Consider the following 20,747-nt stretch of genomic DNA (forward strand, 5'->3'; position numbering starts at 1 on the left):
CGCAGATGACCAGGAGCCTTTCGGCCAGACGAAGCCCCAAGCCGTCGCGGCCGGCCTATATTCTGGAGGAGCAGATCGGCTTCATCCTGCGCCAGGTGTGGCAGCGCCATGCCACGATCTTCGCAAAAGAAATCGGCAATAACCTGACGCCGACGCAATGGGCGGCATTGGCCAAGCTCACCGAGACCGGGCCGTGCTCGCAGAATCAGCTCGGTCGGCTGACGGCGATGGACGTCGCCACCATCAAGGGCGTGATCGACCGGCTCACCGCGCGCGGCCTGACCGAGACCAGCCCCGATCCCGAAGACGGCCGCCGCCTGCTGGTCAGCCTCACCCGCGCGGGCCAGCAACTGGCGGAGAAGGCCGCGCCGAATGCGCTTGCCATCACCAGGGAGACCCTTGCGCCGCTTGACTCAAAAGAGCGCGAGACGCTGGTCGCGCTGCTCAGCAAGCTGCGATGATCGGGGGATAAATTTATTGGATTTTAGCGCGCGCTCTCCGATATCGGCTTCCGCGCTAATCCCTGAGGCCGAGCATGAGCGAAATAAGCCCCACCGCAATCAGGCTGACGGCCCAGGACGTATCCAGATTGAACCAGCTCCGCGATATGAATTTGACACCGAGATAACGGTAGACAAGCCAGGCTGAACATCCACCGGCGGCGATCATCGCGGTGGCGTGGACGACGGCAACCAGCACGGCCATGCCGAGGCTGTCACTGATGAGGGTCCCGGCTGCCTCGTGGCCTTCCCGGCAGAGCCCGAGATAGATAGGCACGAGCATCAGTCCCGCGCCGTGGGCGATTGCTACGGCAAAGGACCAAAGCGCCAATTGCGTCGGTCGTATTCGCGCCAATACCCGTGGATGGCCCCGGTCGGCAAGCCGGAAGATACCGAACCCGATGACAAGAAGGCTGGCGCCGATCTGGATCTGGCGCTGCCATTCGACGAGGGCCACCAGCAGCGCGAAGGGAAAGATCACGAGCAGCATCGCGAGCAGGTGGCCGGCGGTCAGCGGCCAAAGCGCGGCTAACAAGGCACGCGAACTCCTTTCCATCAATCCGGCCGTAACAGCGAGCGGCCACCCCATTCCCGGATTTACCCCGTGGTAAAGGCCGCTCGCGACGACAGCCAGCCACAGCCAGGCAGGTGTCCAATCCGCCCCGGTCAAATTCAAGCCGACGGATAGCAGAATGAGTCCGTCGAACAGTCACCGCCGTCGAGCCTGATCTGATGCGCCCGATATCCGTCGGGAAAGCTCACCCAGTAATCCCTGGCCAGCGCGAGCCCACCGCCCGGGTTGGCATCGGCCATCACCTCGGCGCCCGGCACTCCCCGCGGATAGAATTGATCGTCCCACTTCGAGTAGAGCGAGTTGGTCCAGTATACTCGCTTGCCGTCCCGGCTGATCTCTACCATCTGCGGACCGCCTGCATACGGCTGGCCGTTCGGGTGAGGCGTGCGGCGTACAATGCCGCCGATGTGGACCGATCCGGCCAGCTTCGGTTTCCTCGGATCGGTGACATCATATTGACGCATCTCGCCGGTGCCCCAGCAGGAGACATAGAGAAACCTGTCATCCATGGACAGATCGATGTCAGTTACCAGCGGCGGCACCGCGCCAAAGCCCTGCAGAAGCGGCGGCAGCTGGTCCTTCGGCGCGGGCTCGGGTGGGATGGTCGCCGTCTTCTCGATGTGAAACTTCCCACCCTCGCGCCACCAGGTCCAGATCGAGCCTTCGAGGTTTGTGGTGTCGACCACGATGCCCATGAAGCCGTATTCGCGAACGGGATCATGGGCCGGCCGCACTTCCAGCGCCATCTGATGGTTGGCGCCAAGATCGATCGTCTGCACATTTCGCCGGGCCCGGAGATCCCAGAAGTGGATGCGATGGCCATACTTGTTCGAGAGCAAATCCTCCGGAACGATTCCGTTCTCGAACTGCGGTGGCAACCCCCACTCGCTCGTGACCATGTAATCGCGTGGCAGGTTCCACCAGAAGTCATAGTGCAGTTTTTGGGGACCGCGATCGATCTCCCACCGTCCGAGGACTTCGAATGTCTCGCAGTCCATGATGAAGACGCCGGGCGGTCCATCGGTGCCGTCCTTGCCACCGCCACCGAGAGTGCTGACATAAATGCCTTCCGGCCCGCAGTGTACCGTGTGCGGCCGCGAGTAGCCGGTCTTCCTGAAGATTTCCTCAGGCTCGATAATTTTGTGAATCGTCGCCTTGGTGGGATCCGGCTTCGTATCGACAATGTAGATCCGGGAGGACCGGATGCCGGGGATGATGAGGTAGCGGCGCTCGAGAAACGCGTGCCCTGTGAGCGGCGACAAAGCCGACGAGCAGGCGTTCCACCCGAAATGGTGAAACTCGTCGCCCTTGGTGGGCATCGTCACCGTGTGGACGACCCGACTGTATGTCGGGGAGCCGGGCTTTACGTCGATCACTGCGAGGGCGTCGGGTTTTGAAAAGTCCGGGCTCAGCAGCAAGGTATAGGCGAAGTTCTCCGGCGGAGCTTCTCTTGCAAGCTTGGGCGATGCGTAAAACGTGGGGTCAGGTCTGATCGTCATTGTACTGCTCCCTGTTTGTCTGGACGTGCACCAACATGGCTCAGCGGCTAGCAGCAGCAAGAAATGGTTAGGTTCGTAGGGTTGCTCTTGCGAAGGCTGCCGATCTTATCGATATCTTGCGAATTTGCCGCGCATTATGCGACAGCAAGGTTCGGCAATTGGGTCAATTGACGGCGATAGTTATGGCAGAAAAATCAATCCTGCTTGATCCTGGCGGCGATTTCATCTGACACGGCCGGTGGGTGAACGGATAGTGGCCGGCGTCGTCCAGTAATGCTGCTCGGCAAACTGCGCTGACTGGGGCCTTTGTGGAAGCCAGTATTGAACCTATCGGCGTGTGGTGCCGACCACCGGGAATGCACAGATATCTCACCGTCATTTTCAGGCTGATCGCCGCCGGTTTAGCCAACGGGCGTAACTTGCGCGGGCCGGGTTTGGGGCCGCGCTTGCGGTTCAATCCCGCGGGCCCATGCAGGCCCCATGCCTTGCGCCAGTCATGCAGAAGTTTGCGTGAAACACCGAGCTCGCGCGCCAAAGGCAATACAGCCTCCCCCGCCTCAAGCCGCTTGATCGTCGCCAATTTAAAGGCCGTTGGAAACGTCCTGAACGTCATTCGGTCTGTCATAGGTCATCCTCCAGGATAACCTGTCGCAGAAATTACCGTGTCTCACTTATGGGGTGCAGTCCAGCACTGTCACCGTAATACCGCTCAATGCGACCATTCTACCCGCCAAAATGCACGAGCCGTTTTTGCCAAACGAGCCGGTAACGTCAGGAGTCCTGACGGGATAATAAAATGGACCGACTGTGCGATGTTGATCACCCGGGTCCAGGCCGCGCGAGCTATATTGGTCACTCGGCTGGCAACTCAGAGCGAGAAAGTCATGAGCGATAACATGACGCTACTTCTGTAGCATCTTGCAGCCAGCGACAACTTTGAAGGCCTATGCGCCGATAGGCGTAAAAGTTCCGGGAGAACCAAGGCTAACTTGGTCACCAGCGTGAGAAAGGGATTAGTCATGTCGAGCCGAAGCATTGTTTCGCTCGCCGCATCCGTTATCGTCGGCATCGCGTGTATCGCGACTATCTCAACCGACGCCTTCGCATATCGCAGAGGCGTTGGAGTTGGTCGCGTTGGCGTTCACGGTGGTGTCTATCGCGGTGGTGTCTATCGCGGTGGCGTTTACCGGGGAGCAGCCGTGCGTCGTGGGGTGGCGGTAGGCGTCGGAGCTGCGGCAGTGGGTGCCGCTGGGGCTTACGGAGCTTATCACTGCGGAAACTATCCCTATCGACCGTGCTACTGAATCGCAGCAGGGACTGCGCCAACACCTCAGGGGCAGGTGCCCGCGACTTTTGATATGCATCAAAGGCGCTCGTGACGGGCGTCGTATGGTCGATTGAAATTATCAGACTGCACCGTGGTTCAGAATGCCCTCATCGGCTCGCTCCCAAAAGCGACGCCATGAATGGAGATTTGTGCGCGCCTAGCCGGAATACAAGAGGTGTCGATGGCAAGGTGGATTACAGCCACGTACAAATCGCCTGGGTCAATACTGCTCGCTGCCACAGCGGTTCTCTTCAGCCCATTGGCGCAGGCGCAACAGTCAAAGCTGGTTGCGGCCGAAACGCTGCAATCGATGTTGGCGGCGCAGATCCGCATGCAAGGATTCACCTGTGACAAGCCGCTTGGTGCGGTGAAAGATACGAAGCGCTCGAGGCCAGACCACGCCGTCTGGGTCCTCAAGTGCAGCAACGCGACCTACCGGATCAGTCGCGCGCCCGACATGGCGGCGAAAGTCGAACCGCTCCTATGAGCGATCCCAACTTTACCGAATCCACCCGCCCTTCATTGACCCCTGCCGGCCACGCGAGATGAGCGACCTACTTCCACTTTTTGTGTACCGAATGCGGTAGGCATGATGTCGAAATAAGCGCATGTCCGAGTCTTACACTTTTCGGACATGCCGAGACAGCCTGACGATGTCCGCTCACCGGGGGTAAAGCTGAAAACATCTGCGAAGCGCCGGGAGACCGGCAAGGAGTAGAGAGTGCAAGTCTCTTACGATGAGGGAGTAGCGATCCACATCGGCCCCGAGTCATGCGCAGTTGCCCGCGAGGGTTTCGGCGAAGCGTTGACAGGGGAGCGCATAGGCCAGCCATCGAGCCGCGAAAGATTCCTATTCTGGGTGCCGACACCGTGCAGATCGTGGAAGGCAATACGTCTGGGCGCGTCATCGCGAGCGCCAGGACGACCCGGCGTGGTCAGAGACCCTGGCATGTGCAGACGCTCCTTGCGCGGGAACCGGGAGATCTCGCGATCGACCGTTCGGCAACAGCCGCCGGTCCGCATCGGGAAGGTGAGGAGCCGTAGCCGATGATGCACGGTCGTGAGAAGTCAGACTCTGCCATAGTAGCTGTGAAGCCGACGAACAAAGCGGTCCCGACCGCAGCGGAGCCGGTGGAGCCAAGGGCGGGGGCCAAGGGGAACGCGCGCCGGCAAAGCACGCACCGGACACAGGGACGGGAGCGCGTGGCACAGGCGCTGGAGCGCGTACGGCAAGCCGCAAGGCAACGGAAGAAGGGGAAGCTCACTGCACTCCTCCACCACATCAGTATCGACTGCCTGCGGATAGCGTTCTTCGCGCTCAAACGCGATGCCGCCTCTGGGGTGGATGGACTGACGTGGCCGACCTACGAAGCAGACCTTGACCGAAACCTCACTGATCTGCATGAGCGGGTTCATCGGGGAGCATACCGGGCACTGCCATCACGCCGGACATACATACCGAAGGCTGATGGGAAACAGCGTCCGTTGGCGGTTGCGGCACTCGAGGACAAGATCGTCCAGAGAGCGACCGCAGCTGTGTTGAACGCCATCTACGAGGAAGACTTCCTCGGGTTCAGCTACGGGTTCCGACCCAAGCGAGGTCAGCACAATGCGCTGGATGCGCTGGTTGTCGGGATCACGAGCAGGCGAGTGAACTTCATTTTTGACGCAGATGTGGCCTCCTTTTTCGACTCAGTCAGCAAAGACTGGCTGGTGCGATTCGTGGAGCACCGCATCGGCGATCTGCGCATTATCCGCCTGATCCAGAAGTGGTTGAAGGCGGGTGTCCTAGAGAACGGGGTTGTCACGGTCAGTGAAAAGGGAACGGGGCAGGGATCGGTAATCTCACCGCTGCTCGCCAACGTCTACCTGCATTACGTGTTCGACCTCTGGGCCGAGCGCTGGCGACGGCACGAGGCCACGGGCGACATGATCCTCATGCGGTATGCTGATGACATTGTCGTCGGCTTCGAGCACGAGGGGGACGCCCGGCGCTTCTGGGACGATATGCGCAAGCGGTTCGAGGAGTTCTCGCTGTCGCTCAATCCGGACAAGACTCGCCTGATCGAGTTCGGCCGCTTTGCGGCGGAACGACGCGCTCATCGCGGGCTCGGAAAACCGGAGACCTTCAACTTTCTTGGCTTTACCTTCATCTGTGAACGCAACAGCCGTGGACAGTTCCTTGTCAAAAGAACAACACGGCGCGATCGCATGCAGGCAACGCTCAGGAGGATCAAGGAGGAATTGCGACGGCGCATGCACGAGCCTATCCCCGAGCAAGGGGCTTGGCTCAAGCAGGTGGTCAGAGGCTTCTTCGCTTATCATGCCGTGCCGACCAACGGCCCTGCACTGAGAGCATTCTACTATTATGTGAAGCGCATCTGGTTGCGCACGCTGCGGCGGCGTAGCCAGAAGGACCGCTTCTCGTGGCAGCGAATGCATGGGCTAGCCGCCGACTGGCTCCCCCAACCGCGCATCCTTCACCCATATCCCGATAGGCGTTTTGCCGTCATGCACCCAAGGTAGGAGCCGTGTGCGGGAATCCCGCCTGCACGGATTTGGGCGGGGGGCGGTCAGCAATGATCGTCCCTACCGCGCTTCTCAGCGAGTATTTCGCATTTTGACCCATAGGAGAAATGGGCAGGCAATGTGCTACCTGCTCCGCCGTGAGCCTCCAGCATCGTCTAAAGATGGGAGCCTCGGTTCTGATTCGGTCACAACCGATCAGGCTCCGACTGCCTTGACGGGTCTCGTTGGCGCGAAACGGCCATCGTCACGGCAGGGAGGCCGGAGAATCAGCCGGCCTTGAGGCGCCAGACGCGCGTGGCGTCCCGCTCGATGACCGTCGTTTGCAGGCCGAACGGTTCGGGCGTGACGCCGCGGATCCAAAGCTCGACGCGGGTGACATCGATCGTGACGAAGATGGCGCTCGATCGATCCGGCCCGTCAGGAAAATAGGTATCATAAGCAGGCTTCCAGCGCCTGCGAATCTCGGGCTTGCCCTCGGCAAGGCTCGCTGTACCGGTGAGCGCCACAAAGGCGTCGTCGGGATCGTGCTGGAAAATGACGGAGACGCTTCCGACCCGACGCAAGTCGGCCACCTTGGGCGAGAGGCCATCGGTGAGGAACCTGAGCGTCCATTCTTCCTCGTCAGCATCGCGCGGCACACGGCCCATCGGCCGGGCCCTGATGCCGCCCTCGCCGGCGGCGGTGAGCAGCCAGCAATAGCGCACCTTTCCGATCTTGTCGGCGGTGGCGTCAAGCAGCCGGTTCAGGTCAGCATTATTGTCCGCGAGCGACATGGTTGCCTCCTATGGTTGGTGGCCCGTCAGCCTCGCCTCTAGACTAAATGGTCTAGACGGCTTAGTCTACGACGATGGGACGCCCATTGTTCGACACCGGCAGCTTCCTGACCGCGGCCCGATCAATTGCTTGCGAACGGGGGCCCGCCGCCGTGACGGTCGATTCCGTTATCGCGAGGCTGAAGGCGCCGAAGGGCTCGTTCTATTATCGGTTCGCCTCGCGCGACGCGCTGCTTGGCGAGCTGTGGCTGGCCACGGTGCTTTCCTATCAACGGGGTTTCGTGGCAGCGATCGACGCCGGCGATGGACTTGCCGCTGCACTCCACACGCCTGCGTGGGCACGGCTCCATCTGGACGATGCCCGCCTGCTGCTGCTGTTCAGCCGCCACGACTTTGTTCAAGGAGCTTGGCCGCTGGCCCTGAAACGCGGCGTGGCTGATCAGGCGCGGCGTTTCGAGGCATGTCTTAAGAGCTTCGCGCGGCAGGCCTTCGGTCGCGCTGGCTCGGCACAACTCCGGCGCGCCGTCTTCGTGCTGGCAGAGGTTCCGATCGCCGCCGTGAAAGGCCATCTCGAGCGCCGCGAGCCGCCGCCGCTATTGGTCGATGAACTGATTGCCACGACCTATCGCGCGGTCGTCGGGTCGCCGTGAAGCGACCCTGAGTGCGGCATTTGAGCGGTTGCAGTGCCATTCTTATCAGCGGAGGCAAGCAATGCTGCGACGTGAGTCTGTTAGCGGATCGTTGGGCCGCGTGGCCGCGCCCGGCGGGCGCGCAGTCGGCAGCGAAAATCGCGCGCATCGGCCTCTTGTCCCCACCGGGCGCGATACCCGACGGCTATCTGAAAACCCAAGCGCTGCCTCGCTGTTGGCGATTGAGCGGAATGAAGCGGGCGGAGCTCCTTGTCCGCTAATGAATTGGCTCAAATAATCAAAAGCGGACGCTCCTGGGCACGGAAGAAAACCCAAAAGCGTTCGCGTTTTGGATTGAAAAAAGCTCTACAGGTCTTAAGAGAGAACTTCCTCCTCAATGTTTTGCAAGCCAAGCTCGAAGTCGCAGCGGCGTCTTTGATTTGGATCAATGACGGCACTTGCAGCCCAGCAACGGTGCGATGCGGTGGCTGACCACTATTGCACAGATTTCAAACTGTGAGACAAGAGCGCGGCTGATTGACAGAGTTCAGAAGACGGGGGGCTAGGAAGCGGGCCTGACAATGGGAGCCAGTTTGATGGAGTACATTGCCGCAATGCGTTGGACTATACTGTTTTTCGCGCTTGCCGTTTTGTCGCCGCAGAAAGCCTCGGCCAATGACTGCGACGCGCAGCGCGGCTGTCGCAAATCGCCCCTACAGCAAACAACAGCTACCTATTTGCCACCGCCGTTCGTGGCATTCGGTTCGATTACTGGTCCGATAGTCGGCTGCTACGGGTTTGATCACGGCCCTATGTACAGCCCGGCTCCCTGCAACTTTCCCTATCCGTACGGGTATAATGGAACTTACAAAGGAACAAGCAAACGCGGAAAACATGATTAGCAACGGCTTTGACCACCGGCCCAGTTCTCGTCGGTATACCTCGCTCGCGTTCGCCACGGGGGATTGCACTGTCCGGATTTAACACAGCGCCACTAAGCATTATTCGGCTTGGTCGCGCTCCGACCGTCTGCAGGAACCGGCAGACGGTCCATAATTTTGTTGTAGCATCTTAATCAATCGCGGGCCTCGTAACTCATACCGCGACAGAACTAACCCAAGCCCGCCGGCTCAACCCGGCGGGTTTTTCTTGGCTTCACCAACTGTTGCCGCGCTGCAGGCGACCGACGGCGACAACAAGATCGGGCCTTTCGAGTACTTCAACCAGCCTGTCAAGGATGCGCTCGTTATTGTGCGGTCGTGGCTCTAGAAATTCTTCGAGGATGCGCTGCGCGTCGCTCACAGCCTGAACCGCTAGTTGCTGATCTGTCATGACGATCACCCCTCACTTCGGACCGGTCATCGTACGAATCCGCGATGACGCCGCTTGCGCATTCGCTCGTTGATCATGCCGCCGAACAGAATTTCGACAATCACAAGCGTCAGCATGATGGTGACGATCACCATCACCACGCTGCGCGGCGTGACCATGGGCCCGGGCTTCCGCTCGATGACGACGATGGGCTTCGGTGGTACTACCTGCGTGATATCATTCCAGCGCTCGACCCATGGTGTCGCTGTGATCAGATCGGTCGCGGGTTCATCGACGGCCATCGCGTTCGCCGATCTGCGCAGATCGGGGGATGGCATCGGCATTACGGCGGGCGGCGCCGCCTCGGGCTCGTGATGGTGCGCGCGATGCTGACCACCTTGGCGACGTATCGGTGTTGCGTCCCAGCAATGATCCACGCCATGCCAATAGATGTGAGACGAATGAAACGAGTGGCGCGCTTCAGTCTTGCTCATGCAGGACTGTGAAGCTTTTGATGGTGTCGTTAGCACCGACACAAACACAACAAGTACTGCGACGCGCATGCGGTCGCTCCGCCTTTAGATCAAATACGGCCGTTGCTCCAGCCTAATTCCTCGATCGTCCAATGCGTTAGCGGGTTCCTGTCAGGCCGAATTAAAGCCTAAACGCAAGAGTTTGTCTGTACGCTCTCCGACACATGTCGGGCTGGGTCCGGTCAGCCTTTCGCCGTCCCCAATGCTTGTCTTTCCGCGACGGATCGAACACGCGTTCGACGTGGCGGTTCAACGCTTGCATCACACCAATTCGGGCGAACATCGGTGGCCCGTTGTGTTCTGCGACCAGCAATAGCGCTTGCATCGCTGCCTGCCATTCTCCGGCTGATGCATTGCGCCGCGTCGCGGAGCGTCACGGAGCGTCACCAGTGGTTTCCGGCCGACGCAATGTCTGGGACCTGCAGCATGCCAGCTAGCGTCACAATTTCCCTGCTACGGGTGAAAAATTCCCTGTTCCCCAAAAAAATTCCCTGTTTATGCTGTTAGGAAATTGAACAGGAAGTGCTTGCAGCACAGGAGCTTCTCGTTGCAAAACGGGCTATCAGGGCTCGAAGAGCGCAAAAGTCCCCGTGAGCAGGGAATTTACCTGGAGACCGGTGCGATCCGCACTGCGTCGCCAGCCAAGCAGTCCAGCGGCGGGAGAAGGCGTCGCTGGTACGCGCAGAGATGCCGCCAATTGCGGGCTTTTGCGAATTAGCCATCAGCCTCCGAGCTCCGATTTTGGGCATTCCCGGAGCGGAATAGCCAATAGTCTCTGGCGCACATGTGAAAAACTCCCGTTTTTGGGAGACTGTAGCCGGAGACCAGGTTCGATCTGCACTCCGTGGCCCAACTTGCAGTGCAACACGCCGAATTCTCTGCCTTGGCCGCTGGCAAGTTGGGAATGCCGAGCCCGTACGCCGTCCCGGTCAACGATACTTCTTCAGTATAAGTTGAACTAGCGTGGACTGCCGGTCCACCCGACATAGCCGCGTTTAATCCAGAAGTGGGACAAACAACCGGTATGCTGATGCACAGAAGGAGACACGGCCGGCCGCTGGAGCCACGGTCGGACGATGTCCGTTGATTGGGGAAGACCGGAAGTGTCTGCCAGACGGTCGAAACGCGCGATTGATCCGTCGCAGATTCTCTTCGGCTCGAATCAATGCTGCGCTACATACCCGCTCCGAACAGGACCGCCGTTACTGACGCTCGATACTAACCATTGCCGTACCGGCGCTGATCATATCGAGTTCCCGCGCGGCAGCACGGCTCAAATCTATAATGCGACCACGGCCATACGGCCCGCGATCTACTATGCGCACTACAACCGTCTTGCCGTTACGATGATTAGTAACCAGCACCATCGTACCAAATGGCAATGTCTGGTGCGCTGCAGTAAGCCCGTTTGGGCCAGTGATCTCACCACTTGCGGTACGGCCGCCGCTGTAGAATGCGGCGCGGCCGGACTCGGCAAGTGCCGGACAGACCGCTGAAGAAGCCAAAACAACAGCAAGGAAAAACTTGGAACTAATCATCAGGCGTGAACGCGGGATGATCGATTAAGTTCCCCTAGCAACCGTCGGCGGATTGAGCGATTGAATAGCCCGTTGAGCGGCTTCACAAAACTGACGTTCAAGCCATGGCGACGCGCCGCGTAAGCCTTCAAACGACTTGCATTGCCCAATCGATGTAATCCAACCGTCGTTGAACTGGCCAGTCAATTGCGGGACTGTTCGTCGCGGCTCGCATGTTGCTTATCTTATCCGTGAGCTTGATCAATTGCGCTTCGCGACTCCTATGCGGTGCGTGTTCGACTTGTAATCGCTTTCGCTCATCCTTGGGCAGCGATTTGTCGTCGGTTACTTTCACGACAATCTCGGCGACGTGCTTGCCAAACTCGCTCGCAATCATTTCGGCGGTGACGCCCTGGTCTTCAATCGCGTCGTGCAACAAGGCTGCGATGACCGCATCAGGCTCAGAGCCGCCGGTTGCTTCCGTCACCAGATTGGCGACCTCTAGCAGGTGATTGAGGTACGGTTCTTGCGCCGAACCCTTGCGGCGCTGGTGAACATACCAACGTGCTGCAGCGTCTGCGGCTCAAGGCGTGGCTTGAGCGAGCCAGAACAGACCTATAGGGGGTGGGGTAGGGGCCGATTTTAAGAATGGGTGAAAACGATAAAGCCCCACCAGGTATCGCCCGTATTGACCGGACCATTCCGATAGAAGAGCAACGGCGATTCGCTGCTCGGTTTGAGGTCTGTTGCTGTCCGACGTCCGTTATTGGGGGAACAGCGGAAAACGTTTGCTCACTTCGAGTTCTTCCGGTTTTGACCCGATGCGGATATTACGCAGCGATGGAGTTCAAGCGGAAAACTCGTGGAAGTGGATCGATCCGCACGGCAAAGAGTTTGGGATCGAACGACCGTACTTCGATAAAGATCCTCCGCATGTCGGGCCGATCGACAGCAGGGAATATGCCGATAAACGCGGCCGGCCAAATGCGCAACTTGCGGAATTGGAAACGAAAGGCGCCACGGGTCAGCTGTGAGCGACGATCACAGCAGGGCGACACGCGGAAGAACGGTATCCTGGAAGGCGAGAAGCATATAGGCTTGCTTGCCTTTCGGCCGACGAGCGAATCAAACTCTTGAGTCGCGACAAACTGCGTGACACCCTGCGCCTCAACCTCCGGGGAATCACATGACGATCCCGTGCCGCGTCCTAATGGTATATCCGAAGTTCATTCCGAACTCGTTCTGGAACTATACGGAAGCCTGCGAACTGGTCGGCGCGAAGTATCCGGCGGCGCCACTTGGCCTGATCACGGTCGCCGCTATGCTGCCGAAGCATTGGGACATCCGTCTCGTTAACCGTAACACCGAGCCTTTGACGGACGCGGACCTCGACTGGGCCGATCTCGTGATGATCGGCGGTATGCTCAACCAGCAGCCTGATTTCATCTACCTGATCGATCTCGCCCACCTGCACGGCAAGCCGGTATGTGTCGGTGGGCCTGACGTCTCCTCCAGCCCGCATCTTTACGCGGACGCGGACTTCCAGGTGATCGGCGAGGCCGAGCAAGTCATGGAGCACTTCATCGCTGCCTGGGAAAGCGGCGAACGCAAGGGTGTGTTCATCGCGGAGAAATTCAAGATCGACGTCACGCAAAGCCCGATGCCGCGTTACGATCTGATCAAGTTCGATCACTATCTCTTCATCGGCGTGCAATATTCGCGGGGCTGCCCGTTCACTTGCGAGTTCTGCGATATCATCGAGCTTTATGGTCGCGTGCCGCGCACCAAGACTAACGATCAGATTCTCGCCGAACTGCAAGCGCTCTACGATCACGGTTATCGCGGGCATGTCGATTTCGTCGACGACAATTTCATCGGCAACAAGAGGAACCTCCGCACGCTACTGCCGCGGCTCAAAGCTTGGCTGGAAGAGCGCGACTATCCGTTCGAGTTCTCGACCGAAGCCTCGATCAATATCGCCGATGACGACGAGCTGTTGCAGGCGATGAAGGACGCGAACTTCTTCGCGATTTTCGTCGGCATCGAGAGCCCGGATCCAGAGACGCTCGTGCAGATGAAGAAGAAGCAGAACACCAGGCGCAACATCGCGGAGTGCATCCATAAGATTTACGGCTACGGCATGTTCGTTACTGCCGGCTTCATCGTCGGGTTCGATACCGAAAAAGTCTCGATGGGACAGGCGATGATCGACTTCATCGAGGAGACGGACATTCCGGTCTGCATGGTTGGACTACTTTATGCGCTGCCTGGCACACAGCTGACGCGGCGGCTAGCCGAGGAAGGCCGCCTGCACAAAGGCCATGACCTCATGAAGGTCGAGCAGGCCGGCGACCAATGCACGCTCGGCTGCAATTTCGACACCAAGCGTCCGCTTCGTGACATTCTTGTGGATTACAAGGCCGTGCTCCGGCACGTGTTCAGCCCGACGGCATATGCCGGACGGCTGTCAAGGCTCGCTGTCAAGCTCGACCGCTCCGACCGCCGCCGCGAGCTGCCGGATGGCGACATGCGCAAGAGGCTTGGCGGCATCGACAGCGTGCATAAGATCATGCGGGCCTTGCCGGAAGTTCGCGAGCCGTTCTGGAAGACCTTCGTCGAGGTCGCCAAGACCAATCCAGGCGCGCTGCGTTATATCGTGATGCTGATGGCGCTGTACATGCACCTCGGGCCGTTCTCGAAGCTCGTGATCAGTGAGATTGACCGCCGCGTTGCCGAGCTGGACGGTATGCCTCCGGTGAGGGCCCCGGAGTCGTCTACTCATGCTCGTCCGGCAAAGGCTACGGGCAATAATAACCGGAAGAATGAGCAGGTTTCGGCGGTGAACTCATAAAAATGCAGTTGGATGGACGGCAAGGTCCGCTATGCCTCCGATAGCTTCCTGGCAGCATCACCTGCGGGCGGAAGGATCAACTCCTTAGGAATGTCGCACTGTCCCATGGGGACAATTCCACTACTCTGTCTCCCGACTGGCAAAAACGCCCAAAACACGATCGTTGGTCAGGAACGCCGAGAGAGTGGCACCCGCTATCCCACTGTCTCATATCCCATTCCGGTGTTTCGCTATCTCCCAGGGTGACTTACTGCTTTCCCGGGGGTTTCAAAGTTGGTCATGCTGAAAGAAGCCGGTGATCGATCGCTTCGCGGAATACCGGATCGTCCGCTTTCGCGGACAATGACATTGTGTGAATGTTAAGACAGGCGGCGCGTTCGTTCCCGGATATCGCTTCGCTCATCGCCAGCGGCGGTGTAGCCACAGCCACTGATCGGGATATTCGCGGATCCAGCCCTCGATCACCGACGTGACCGCCTGCATCGTTCCCTGAATGTCGATTTGCCCGGCGGCGTCGCGGAGCGGCTTCACTTCTTCGGACAGTTCGCCGCGAAAGCGGTGTCCGGGCAGGCGGACGATGCGTACGCCATGAACCGGGCACTCGATCTGCCGCAGCAGCCGGGCCAGCATCGGATTGGCCCTGGTCTTGCGGCCAAAGAAAGTAACCTCGACGCCGTTGGTCAGATACTGGTCGACCAGCATCCCGACGTGCTGACCGTTTTTCAGGGCCTCCGCAAGTTTTAGTGGCGCGTCACGGCCAGCCGGAATTAGCGTGCCCATTTTTAGGGCGCGCATATCCTGGATGATGCGATCGGCCGCCGCGATGTTGGGCCGGCGATACAGAATCGCGGTGTCCAGCCCGTGCGCGACGGCAGCCAGAGCGGGAAGTTCCCAGTTGGCGAGATGGCTTGCAAAGATCAGCGCCGGTTTGCCGTCGTGTCGAAGCTGCGCAAACAATTCGTAGGAGCGCGTCCCGATTTCGATCCGGCTATCCTTGGAGCGCGCCGGATCGTGCTCCCAGATATGATCGAGGTGCGCGAATTCGGCGCCGACGCGACCGAGATTGTCCCAGACGCCTGCGAGAATGGCCTCGATCTCTGCGGGCGATTTCTCCGGAAATGCGGCGGTCAGATTGGCGCGACCGATCTTCTGCTCCCGCATCAAGGGCCCGATCAAGCGGGCGATCCGGCCGAACAGGTTGGCGGTCTTGATCGGATCGAAATAGCGGGCGGTACGCAGTATTCCGATCGTCAGCGCACCCACCGCGGCTTGGCCCAGCGGCGTGGTCGTGTCGCGAAGTCGGGCCTTGGCGCGATGCAGCAGACGTTGCATCAGAAACCAACGACGATCTCGCCGAACACCATTCGGCTTTCCATGCGCTTCAGTGTGCATCATTATACCAGCGCTGGCGATACGATCCAAGACACTAACGAGTTGCGCCGCTTCGCCCGATGGTTGCACTGAGTAATGAGGTCATCGAGCCGCCTTCGCCTGAACAGGTTGCCTGCGATATACGACTGAGGGAGTACCTGGACGCCGGGGGAGATCCGATCTGCATGCAATAGAGTGCTGGAGATCGAGTGTTGTTGACGTCGTTTTCGTGAGTCGTTGCTGTCACCGAAGCTCTCCATATTCGGCGGGCTGACCGTGCCGCCGGCATTTTTTACGATTTGGCGTCTCAGGCGGTGTACAGGCCGAGCAGGGATTTCGGCTCAAGGAACGCCTCCATCCCGAAGTCGCCGTATTCGCGGCCGATGCCGGATTGCTTGAAACCGCCAAAGGGTGCCATCGGCTCGTGGGCCAGCGTATTGATCAGCACGCGACCGGCGACAATCCGGTCGGCCACCCGCCGCGCGCGATCCGTGTTGCTAGACAAGATATACGCTTGCAGGCCGTAGACGGTGTCATTGGCGATGGCGATCGCCTCTTCCTCGTCCGCATAGGGAATGATCGACAGCACTGGCCCGAAGATCTCCTCGCGCGCAATGGTCATGTCATTGCGGACGTTGCTGAACAGCGTCGGCCGCACGAACCAGCCGTCGAGCCCGTTCGGCCTACCCTCGCCGCCGGCAAGCAGCGTGCCCTCGTCGATACCGATACGGATATAACGTTGAACGCGATCCCATTGCCTCTGGCTGACCATCGGGCCGACGGTCGTTTTCGGATCGCGCGGATCACCGGTTTTGACCTCTCCGACCGCCGCCTTCGCAAGCTCTTCCACCTCGCTGAGCCGGCTCCGTGGCACGAGGACGCGTGTGCCGGCGATGCAGGCCTGTCCGCTGTTCATGAAGCCCGCACTGAGGGCCAACGGAATCGCCTGCGCCAGATTGGCATCGTCTAGAATGACGGTGGGAGACTTGCCGCCGAGTTCGAGCGTGATCCTCTTCATCGTTTCCGCGCCGGCCCGCAGGATTGCCTTGCCGACTGCGGTCGAACCGGTGAAGGAGATCTTCGCGACATCGGGATGGCTGGCGATCTCGGTGCCGACCACTTCGCCTCGGCCGGTGACGATGTTGAACACGCCGGCTGGCAATCCGGCCGCGTGCAGCGCTTCGGTTACCACCTGCGTCTGGATCGCGCTCATCTCACTTGGCTTGACGACCGCCGTGCAACCAGCAGCGATTGCGGCAGCGAGCTTGCCGCAAATGAAGCCGGCATCGCTGTTCCACGGCGTGATGAGACCGGCGACGCCCAAGGGCTCCATCATCACCTCGGCCGTGCCCACGCGACGCGTAAAGCGATAGTCCTCCAGAACCCGGGCCATATCGAGGAGGACGTTTGCCGGGTGGTCAGTCATGAAGCCGGCTCGCGCGACGGGTGCGCCATACTCTTCGACAATTGCTTCCAGCAGGTCCTCCCGACGCGCCATCATGGCGGCGTGCATCCGCCGCAGCAAGGCGATGCGTTCTGCCTTGCTCGTGCGCGAGAAGGCCGGGAAGGCGCGTTTGGCGGCAGCGATAGCGGTGCGTGCGTCCTCCTCGTCAGCGAGGCGCACCCGAGCGATGACCTGCGCCGTCGCAGGGTTGTACAGGTCGAACAGCTCGGTCCCGTGCGGTGTGACGAAGCTGCCGTCGATATAGATCTTGTCGATGAAGCGCATGGCACTCTTTCCCAGAGAACGGTGGATGAACCGGAAGATAGGGCACTGTCGTTGGCCCGATAAGGTGTATAATTCCGCATGATCTGGTGCAGGAATCCGGACAATGAGGTCATCGGGGCTGATCGAACTGGACGCGGTGCTGGCGGTGGCGCGCCGCCGCGGCTTCCGAGCGGCTGCTACCGAACTCGGCATGTCGCGCTCGGCGTTGAGCCATTCCATCGCCGCGCTGGAGGCGAAACTCGGCGTGCGCCTGTTCCACCGAACGACCCGAAGTGTCTCGCTGACCGAGGCCGGTGAGCAGTTCGTTTCCGGCGTTGCGCCAGCGCTGGGCCAGATCAGGGAGGCGATGGAGCGGGCGGGAAGTCATCGCGACACGCCGGCCGGCACACTGCGCATCAATACATCGGCGGGCGCGGCGCGGCAGATGGAGCCGCTGGTGTTCGAGTATCTGCGCCGATATCCCGACATGACGGTCGACATCGTCACTGAGGGACGACTGGTCGACATTGTTGTCGATGGGTTCGACGCCGGCGTGCGCCTGGCTGAACTGGTGCCGCAGGACATGATCGCCGTGCCGCTGGGGCCCGATCAACGTTTCGCAGTTGTCGGATCGCCCACCTATTTCAAGCAGCATCCGAAGCCCCGCACGCCTGCCGATCTCTCCCGGCATCGCTGTATCCGCAGCCGACTGCCCAGCGGTGGCAGCTATCGTTGGGAGTTCGAGCGACACGGCGAAGCGCTGGCGATCGACGGTGAAGGACCGCTGATCCTCGACGAGCCCAATTTAATGCTGGCGGCGGCGCGGGCCGGGTTCGGCCTCGCCTATCTCACCGAATGGAATGTCGCGGCCGACCTCGCGGCCGGCTCGCTGGTTCGCGTGCTGGATGAATGGACACCGCCCTTTCCAGGCCTGTGTCTCTATCATCCCGGACGTCAGCATGTGCCCGCCGGGTTGCGCGCTATGATCGACCTAATCCGAGAAAAAGAAATTCCCTGATACCTAAAAATTCCCTGATACCTAAAAAGAGTTCCTTGTTTTCCCGAAATATTTTCCCTGATAATTTGCGTAGCGAATTTCGCGAAAAGTCGCTGCAGCGCGGCCATTTCTCTGTCAGGTTTGAGATCTCAGAACCTCAAAATCGCTAAATTCCCTGTAAAATTCCCTGCTAGTATCTCTGCACAGTGATTATGACTCTTTGGACGTGACGGGATAGGCGCGGCCCATTTTGGCGCGGGCTTTTTGGGTTGTGAACATCCATGTGATGCATGCGGCGGCGGTGTTTCGTTGTTTCTCCCATGCGGCGATTTCGCTGATGAGGCGCTTGGGGTCGTCGATTCTGCGATCCAGGCATTGGCCGCGGAGCACGCCTATCTCGATCTCGACCATGTTGAGCCAGCTGGCATGCTTGGGGGTGTAGTGGAACTCCAGGCGACGCAGAATTCGCCGGGCTTCGGCGGGCGCGAATGCCTCATAGAGGGCGCCGGCCGAGTGGGTCGACAGGTTGTCCAGGTGTGCTGCTCCGCACAAAAATCTCCCGCTTGATGGGAGGCACAATTCTCGCGGTGGCCGGCAAATTAGGTGTCAGGCATGTTACAATCATGTGAATCAATTGTATTGCCTAAGCCCGGTGATGAGGAACGCTAAAGCGACGCCGCAGTCGCTGTTGGCGTCGGCCTGCGCCTGTTTGGCTGGGCCGCGCCCGGGCTTCTCCAGGTCGAACCGCAGGATGAACGTGCTCGACCTCTCGACGAACTCGCTGGGTCTCCTGGCGTCGCTAGCGGTCGTCGAGGAAATGCAGCAGCGCCGCGTTGAACAGCGCCGGGTCCTGCAGGAAGGCGAAGTGGCTGGTATTGGGCAGGATCAGGAGACCGGCACCGGGGATGGTGGCTGCAATATATTCGGTGTGGGCGCGCTTGATCGCCTCGTCGTGGTCGCCGTCCACGACCAGGACCGGCGCCCGGATCGACTGCAGTTGAGCGTCGGTCCAGTTCGGCTCGCTCTCCCACATCTTGGTGATCTGCGCGACGAAGGCGTCATAATCCCCAGGCGTCGCGGAGAGCCTGGCATATTCGGTTCCCGCGCGCGCGATGAAGCGGGCGAAGGTCGGGTTCTTCTCGACGCCGTCCTGGACGCCCGACGTCACGGTGTTGGCGGCGAAGGCAAACACCTTGCCGACGCGGTCGGGATGGCGAATGGCGAGATCGAGGCCAAGTATGGCGCCGTCGCTCCAGCCGACCACATCGGCCCTGGCGATGTGCAAGGTGTCCAGCAGCGCAATGACGTCGTCGGCCATGAGATCGTAGCCATAGGGACGCGCATCGCGGGTGCTGCGGCCGTGGCCGCGGCTGTCCACGACGATCACGGTGTGGTGCGGCGCGAGAGCTTTGACCTGATTGCCCCAATAATCCGAGTTCGAAAGCCCGCCATGCAGCAGGACGACCGGCGAACCATGGCCAATGGTGGCGTAATAGAGGCTGATACCGTTCACTTTGGCGTGGCCGCGTTGTTCGCCCGAGACAGGCGCGGGGGTCGGCGGCAGCGTCTGCCACAGTGGTTCGCTCGCGGCGGCATGGAAAGGCAAAAGCAGCAACAAGGCCAGCAAGGCGCGACGCATGAACGACCCGGGTTTGGTGGCGGACGCAGCGATGCGTTAAATAGTTCGCCTTGCGCGGCGGTCAAGCTCCAGCCGGGAGCCCTCCGCCGCGATCCGGCTAGGTCTCAGGAATATCCATGACCAAAGACAGCTTCACGCTTCGCAATGACACGATGACGGCGACCATCGCGGAGGAAGGCGCCGAATTATGCTCCCTGAAAAACGCTGAAGGCCTTGAGCTGCTTTGGCAAGCCGGTGAGGCCTGGCCGCGCCATGCGCCGTTGCTGTTTCCGATCGTCGGGCGGCTGAAGAACGACGAATTGCGGCACGGGGGAAAGATTTATCCGATGACGCAGCATGGCTTTGCCAGGGATCATCGGTTCGATTGGGCGCGGCGCGAGGCGACTTCCTGCACGCTGCTGCTGGTGGACGATGCCGCAACCCGCGCCCGCTATCCGTTCGCGTTCCGCCTGTCGGTTACCTACACGCTTGATGGTGCCGATCTGGAAATTGCCCTTGAGATCGCCAACACGGGCGACGAGATGCTGCCGGCCTCGATCGGCGCTCATCCGGCCTTCAACTGGCCATTGCTCCCGGGCTTGGCCAAGGAAGACTACGCGCTGGTGTTTTCGCGAGAAGAAGCCCTGCCGATCCGGCGGTTGAAGGACGGCCTGCTGCGGGCTGCGCTGGAGCCGACCCCTGTTCGCGGCAGCCGGCTCGCGCTGTCGGAGCGGCTGTTCGACGATGACGCGATCGTTATGGACCGGCCGGCCAGCCATGCCGTCCGCTACGCGGCCCGGAGCGGTCCGCAGGTCGAGGTTTGCTGGGAAGGATTTCGCGAGCTCGGGATCTGGTCGAAGCCAAAGGGCGCGCCGTTTCTCTGCATCGAACCCTGGCACGGCTTTGCAAGTCCCGCGCATTTCGACGGCGAGTTCAAGGACAAGCCGGGCCTGATGCATATCGCTCGCGGTGACAGCCGGAGCCTGAAATATCGTATCCGAATTGGCTAG

The 20,747-nt window shown here is 60.2% G+C and carries 19 protein-coding genes and 2 pseudogenes; 8 read left to right on the forward strand and 13 right to left on the reverse strand.

Features of this window, described 5'->3' with window-relative positions:
• The first annotated feature begins 5 nt into the window (after positions 1-5).
• Complete coding sequence (locus B5525_RS20570) at positions 6-461, forward strand: MarR family winged helix-turn-helix transcriptional regulator (protein WP_079567630.1); 456 nt, start codon at positions 6-8, stop codon at positions 459-461.
• A gap of 55 nt (positions 462-516) precedes the next feature.
• Here the strand turns inward: B5525_RS20570 and B5525_RS20575 are convergent, their stop codons facing one another.
• The 3 genes from B5525_RS20575 to B5525_RS44145 all read right to left on the reverse strand — a co-directional run bounded on the left by B5525_RS20575 (position 517) and on the right by B5525_RS44145 (position 3,198).
• Positions 517-1,089, reverse strand: coding sequence for a hypothetical protein (locus B5525_RS20575; protein ID WP_244567975.1), 573 nt, complete (start codon positions 1,087-1,089; stop codon positions 517-519).
• An 83-nt stretch (positions 1,090-1,172) separates the two neighbouring features.
• A complete protein-coding gene (locus B5525_RS20580; RefSeq protein WP_079567631.1) occupies positions 1,173-2,573 on the reverse strand; it encodes a selenium-binding protein SBP56-related protein in 1,401 nt (466 codons plus the stop codon).
• 163 nt (positions 2,574-2,736) lie between these two features.
• A complete protein-coding gene (locus B5525_RS44145) occupies positions 2,737-3,198 on the reverse strand; it encodes a transposase (RefSeq protein ID WP_154073339.1) in 462 nt (153 codons plus the stop codon).
• Between the two features lie 883 nt (positions 3,199-4,081).
• Between B5525_RS44145 and B5525_RS20590 the strand changes: the two genes are divergently transcribed.
• Positions 4,082-4,387 carry a hypothetical protein gene (locus tag B5525_RS20590; protein WP_244567976.1) on the forward strand — a complete coding sequence of 102 codons (306 nt, stop codon included), beginning with the start codon at positions 4,082-4,084 and terminating at the stop codon, positions 4,385-4,387.
• A 716-nt stretch (positions 4,388-5,103) separates the two neighbouring features.
• On the forward strand, positions 5,104-6,426 hold the full coding sequence (gene ltrA, locus B5525_RS20600; RefSeq protein ID WP_425305221.1) for a group II intron reverse transcriptase/maturase: 1,323 nt from the start codon (positions 5,104-5,106) through the stop codon (positions 6,424-6,426).
• 269 nt (positions 6,427-6,695) lie between these two features.
• Here the strand turns inward: ltrA and B5525_RS20605 are convergent, their stop codons facing one another.
• Positions 6,696-7,202, reverse strand: a complete 507-nt coding sequence (locus B5525_RS20605) for a pyridoxamine 5'-phosphate oxidase family protein (RefSeq protein WP_079567632.1) — start codon at positions 7,200-7,202, stop codon at positions 6,696-6,698.
• Positions 7,203-7,288: 86 nt separating this feature from the next.
• Here B5525_RS20605 and B5525_RS20610 point away from each other — a divergent pair, with 86 nt between their 5' ends.
• Positions 7,289-7,852 carry a TetR/AcrR family transcriptional regulator gene (locus B5525_RS20610; protein ID WP_172899936.1) on the forward strand — a complete coding sequence of 188 codons (564 nt, stop codon included), beginning with the start codon at positions 7,289-7,291 and terminating at the stop codon, positions 7,850-7,852.
• Positions 7,853-8,986: 1,134 nt separating this feature from the next.
• Here the strand turns inward: B5525_RS20610 and B5525_RS45435 are convergent.
• The 5 genes and pseudogenes from B5525_RS45435 to B5525_RS20635 form a co-directional block, all read right to left on the reverse strand.
• A complete protein-coding gene (locus B5525_RS45435) occupies positions 8,987-9,163 on the reverse strand; it encodes a hypothetical protein (protein ID WP_172899937.1) in 177 nt (58 codons plus the stop codon).
• Positions 9,164-9,189: 26 nt separating this feature from the next.
• Positions 9,190-9,705: a hypothetical protein gene (locus tag B5525_RS44150; RefSeq protein WP_154073340.1), complete on the reverse strand. Its 516-nt coding sequence runs from the start codon at positions 9,703-9,705 to the stop codon at positions 9,190-9,192.
• Between the two features lie 928 nt (positions 9,706-10,633).
• Positions 10,634-10,723 (reverse strand): DUF6527 family protein, encoded by a 90-nt coding sequence (locus tag B5525_RS47875; protein ID WP_425305280.1) that lies wholly within the window; start codon positions 10,721-10,723, stop codon positions 10,634-10,636.
• Positions 10,724-10,877: 154 nt separating this feature from the next.
• Positions 10,878-11,213, reverse strand: coding sequence for a septal ring lytic transglycosylase RlpA family protein (locus tag B5525_RS20630; protein WP_079567637.1), 336 nt, complete (start codon positions 11,211-11,213; stop codon positions 10,878-10,880).
• A 127-nt stretch (positions 11,214-11,340) separates the two neighbouring features.
• Positions 11,341-11,706, reverse strand: a pseudogene (locus B5525_RS20635) (HD domain-containing protein); the annotation flags it as partial.
• 232 nt (positions 11,707-11,938) lie between these two features.
• Here B5525_RS20635 and B5525_RS20640 point away from each other — a divergent pair.
• Positions 11,939-12,226, forward strand: a complete 288-nt coding sequence (locus tag B5525_RS20640; RefSeq protein ID WP_154073341.1) for a hypothetical protein — start codon at positions 11,939-11,941, stop codon at positions 12,224-12,226.
• A gap of 152 nt (positions 12,227-12,378) precedes the next feature.
• Positions 12,379-14,043: a B12-binding domain-containing radical SAM protein gene (locus B5525_RS20645; protein WP_244567977.1), complete on the forward strand. Its 1,665-nt coding sequence runs from the start codon at positions 12,379-12,381 to the stop codon at positions 14,041-14,043.
• Between the two features lie 399 nt (positions 14,044-14,442).
• Here the strand turns inward: B5525_RS20645 and B5525_RS20650 are convergent, their stop codons facing one another.
• Both B5525_RS20650 and B5525_RS20655 read right to left on the reverse strand, forming a co-directional pair.
• Complete coding sequence (locus tag B5525_RS20650; RefSeq protein ID WP_079567639.1) at positions 14,443-15,375, reverse strand: lipid A biosynthesis lauroyl acyltransferase; 933 nt, start codon at positions 15,373-15,375, stop codon at positions 14,443-14,445.
• 346 nt (positions 15,376-15,721) lie between these two features.
• Complete coding sequence (locus B5525_RS20655) at positions 15,722-17,143, reverse strand: aldehyde dehydrogenase family protein (protein ID WP_079567640.1); 1,422 nt, start codon at positions 17,141-17,143, stop codon at positions 15,722-15,724.
• Positions 17,144-17,246: 103 nt separating this feature from the next.
• Between B5525_RS20655 and B5525_RS20660 the strand changes: the two genes are divergently transcribed.
• Entirely contained in the window at positions 17,247-18,140 is an 894-nt protein-coding gene (locus B5525_RS20660) for a LysR family transcriptional regulator (protein WP_079567641.1), read from the forward strand.
• A gap of 189 nt (positions 18,141-18,329) precedes the next feature.
• Here the strand turns inward: B5525_RS20660 and B5525_RS20665 are convergent.
• Positions 18,330-18,653 (reverse strand): annotated as a pseudogene (locus B5525_RS20665) (transposase); the annotation flags it as partial.
• Between the two features lie 265 nt (positions 18,654-18,918).
• The gene (locus B5525_RS20670; protein WP_079567643.1) at positions 18,919-19,758 is read right to left on the reverse strand and encodes an alpha/beta fold hydrolase; all 840 of its coding nucleotides are present in this window, start codon (positions 19,756-19,758) and stop codon (positions 18,919-18,921) included.
• Between the two features lie 116 nt (positions 19,759-19,874).
• Between B5525_RS20670 and B5525_RS20675 the strand changes: the two genes are divergently transcribed.
• Positions 19,875-20,747 (forward strand): aldose 1-epimerase family protein, encoded by an 873-nt coding sequence (locus B5525_RS20675; RefSeq protein WP_079567644.1) that lies wholly within the window; start codon positions 19,875-19,877, stop codon positions 20,745-20,747.

Source organism: Bradyrhizobium erythrophlei, assembly GCF_900129505.1.
Lineage (GTDB): Bacteria > Pseudomonadota > Alphaproteobacteria > Rhizobiales > Xanthobacteraceae > Bradyrhizobium > Bradyrhizobium erythrophlei_D.

Coding starts and splice junctions, on each gene's coding strand:
- B5525_RS20575 (WP_244567975.1), bottom strand. CDS start 1,089: ATGGGGTGGCCGCTCGCTGTTACGGCCGGATTGATGGAAAGGAGTTCG.
- B5525_RS20590 (WP_244567976.1), top strand. CDS start 4,082: ATGGCAAGGTGGATTACAGCCACGTACAAATCGCCTGGGTCAATACTG.
- B5525_RS20670 (WP_079567643.1), bottom strand. CDS start 19,758: ATGCGTCGCGCCTTGCTGGCCTTGTTGCTGCTTTTGCCTTTCCATGCC.
- B5525_RS20605 (WP_079567632.1), bottom strand. CDS start 7,202: ATGTCGCTCGCGGACAATAATGCTGACCTGAACCGGCTGCTTGACGCC.
- B5525_RS20630 (WP_079567637.1), bottom strand. CDS start 11,213: ATGATTAGTTCCAAGTTTTTCCTTGCTGTTGTTTTGGCTTCTTCAGCG.
- B5525_RS20675 (WP_079567644.1), top strand. CDS start 19,875: ATGACCAAAGACAGCTTCACGCTTCGCAATGACACGATGACGGCGACC.
- B5525_RS20650 (WP_079567639.1), bottom strand. CDS start 15,375: ATGCAACGTCTGCTGCATCGCGCCAAGGCCCGACTTCGCGACACGACC.
- B5525_RS20655 (WP_079567640.1), bottom strand. CDS start 17,143: ATGCGCTTCATCGACAAGATCTATATCGACGGCAGCTTCGTCACACCG.
- B5525_RS20660 (WP_079567641.1), top strand. CDS start 17,247: ATGAGGTCATCGGGGCTGATCGAACTGGACGCGGTGCTGGCGGTGGCG.
- B5525_RS44150 (WP_154073340.1), bottom strand. CDS start 9,705: ATGCGCGTCGCAGTACTTGTTGTGTTTGTGTCGGTGCTAACGACACCA.
- B5525_RS20645 (WP_244567977.1), top strand. CDS start 12,379: ATGACGATCCCGTGCCGCGTCCTAATGGTATATCCGAAGTTCATTCCG.
- B5525_RS20570 (WP_079567630.1), top strand. CDS start 6: ATGACCAGGAGCCTTTCGGCCAGACGAAGCCCCAAGCCGTCGCGGCCG.
- B5525_RS20580 (WP_079567631.1), bottom strand. CDS start 2,573: ATGACGATCAGACCTGACCCCACGTTTTACGCATCGCCCAAGCTTGCA.
- B5525_RS44145 (WP_154073339.1), bottom strand. CDS start 3,198: ATGACAGACCGAATGACGTTCAGGACGTTTCCAACGGCCTTTAAATTG.
- B5525_RS45435 (WP_172899937.1), bottom strand. CDS start 9,163: ATGACAGATCAGCAACTAGCGGTTCAGGCTGTGAGCGACGCGCAGCGC.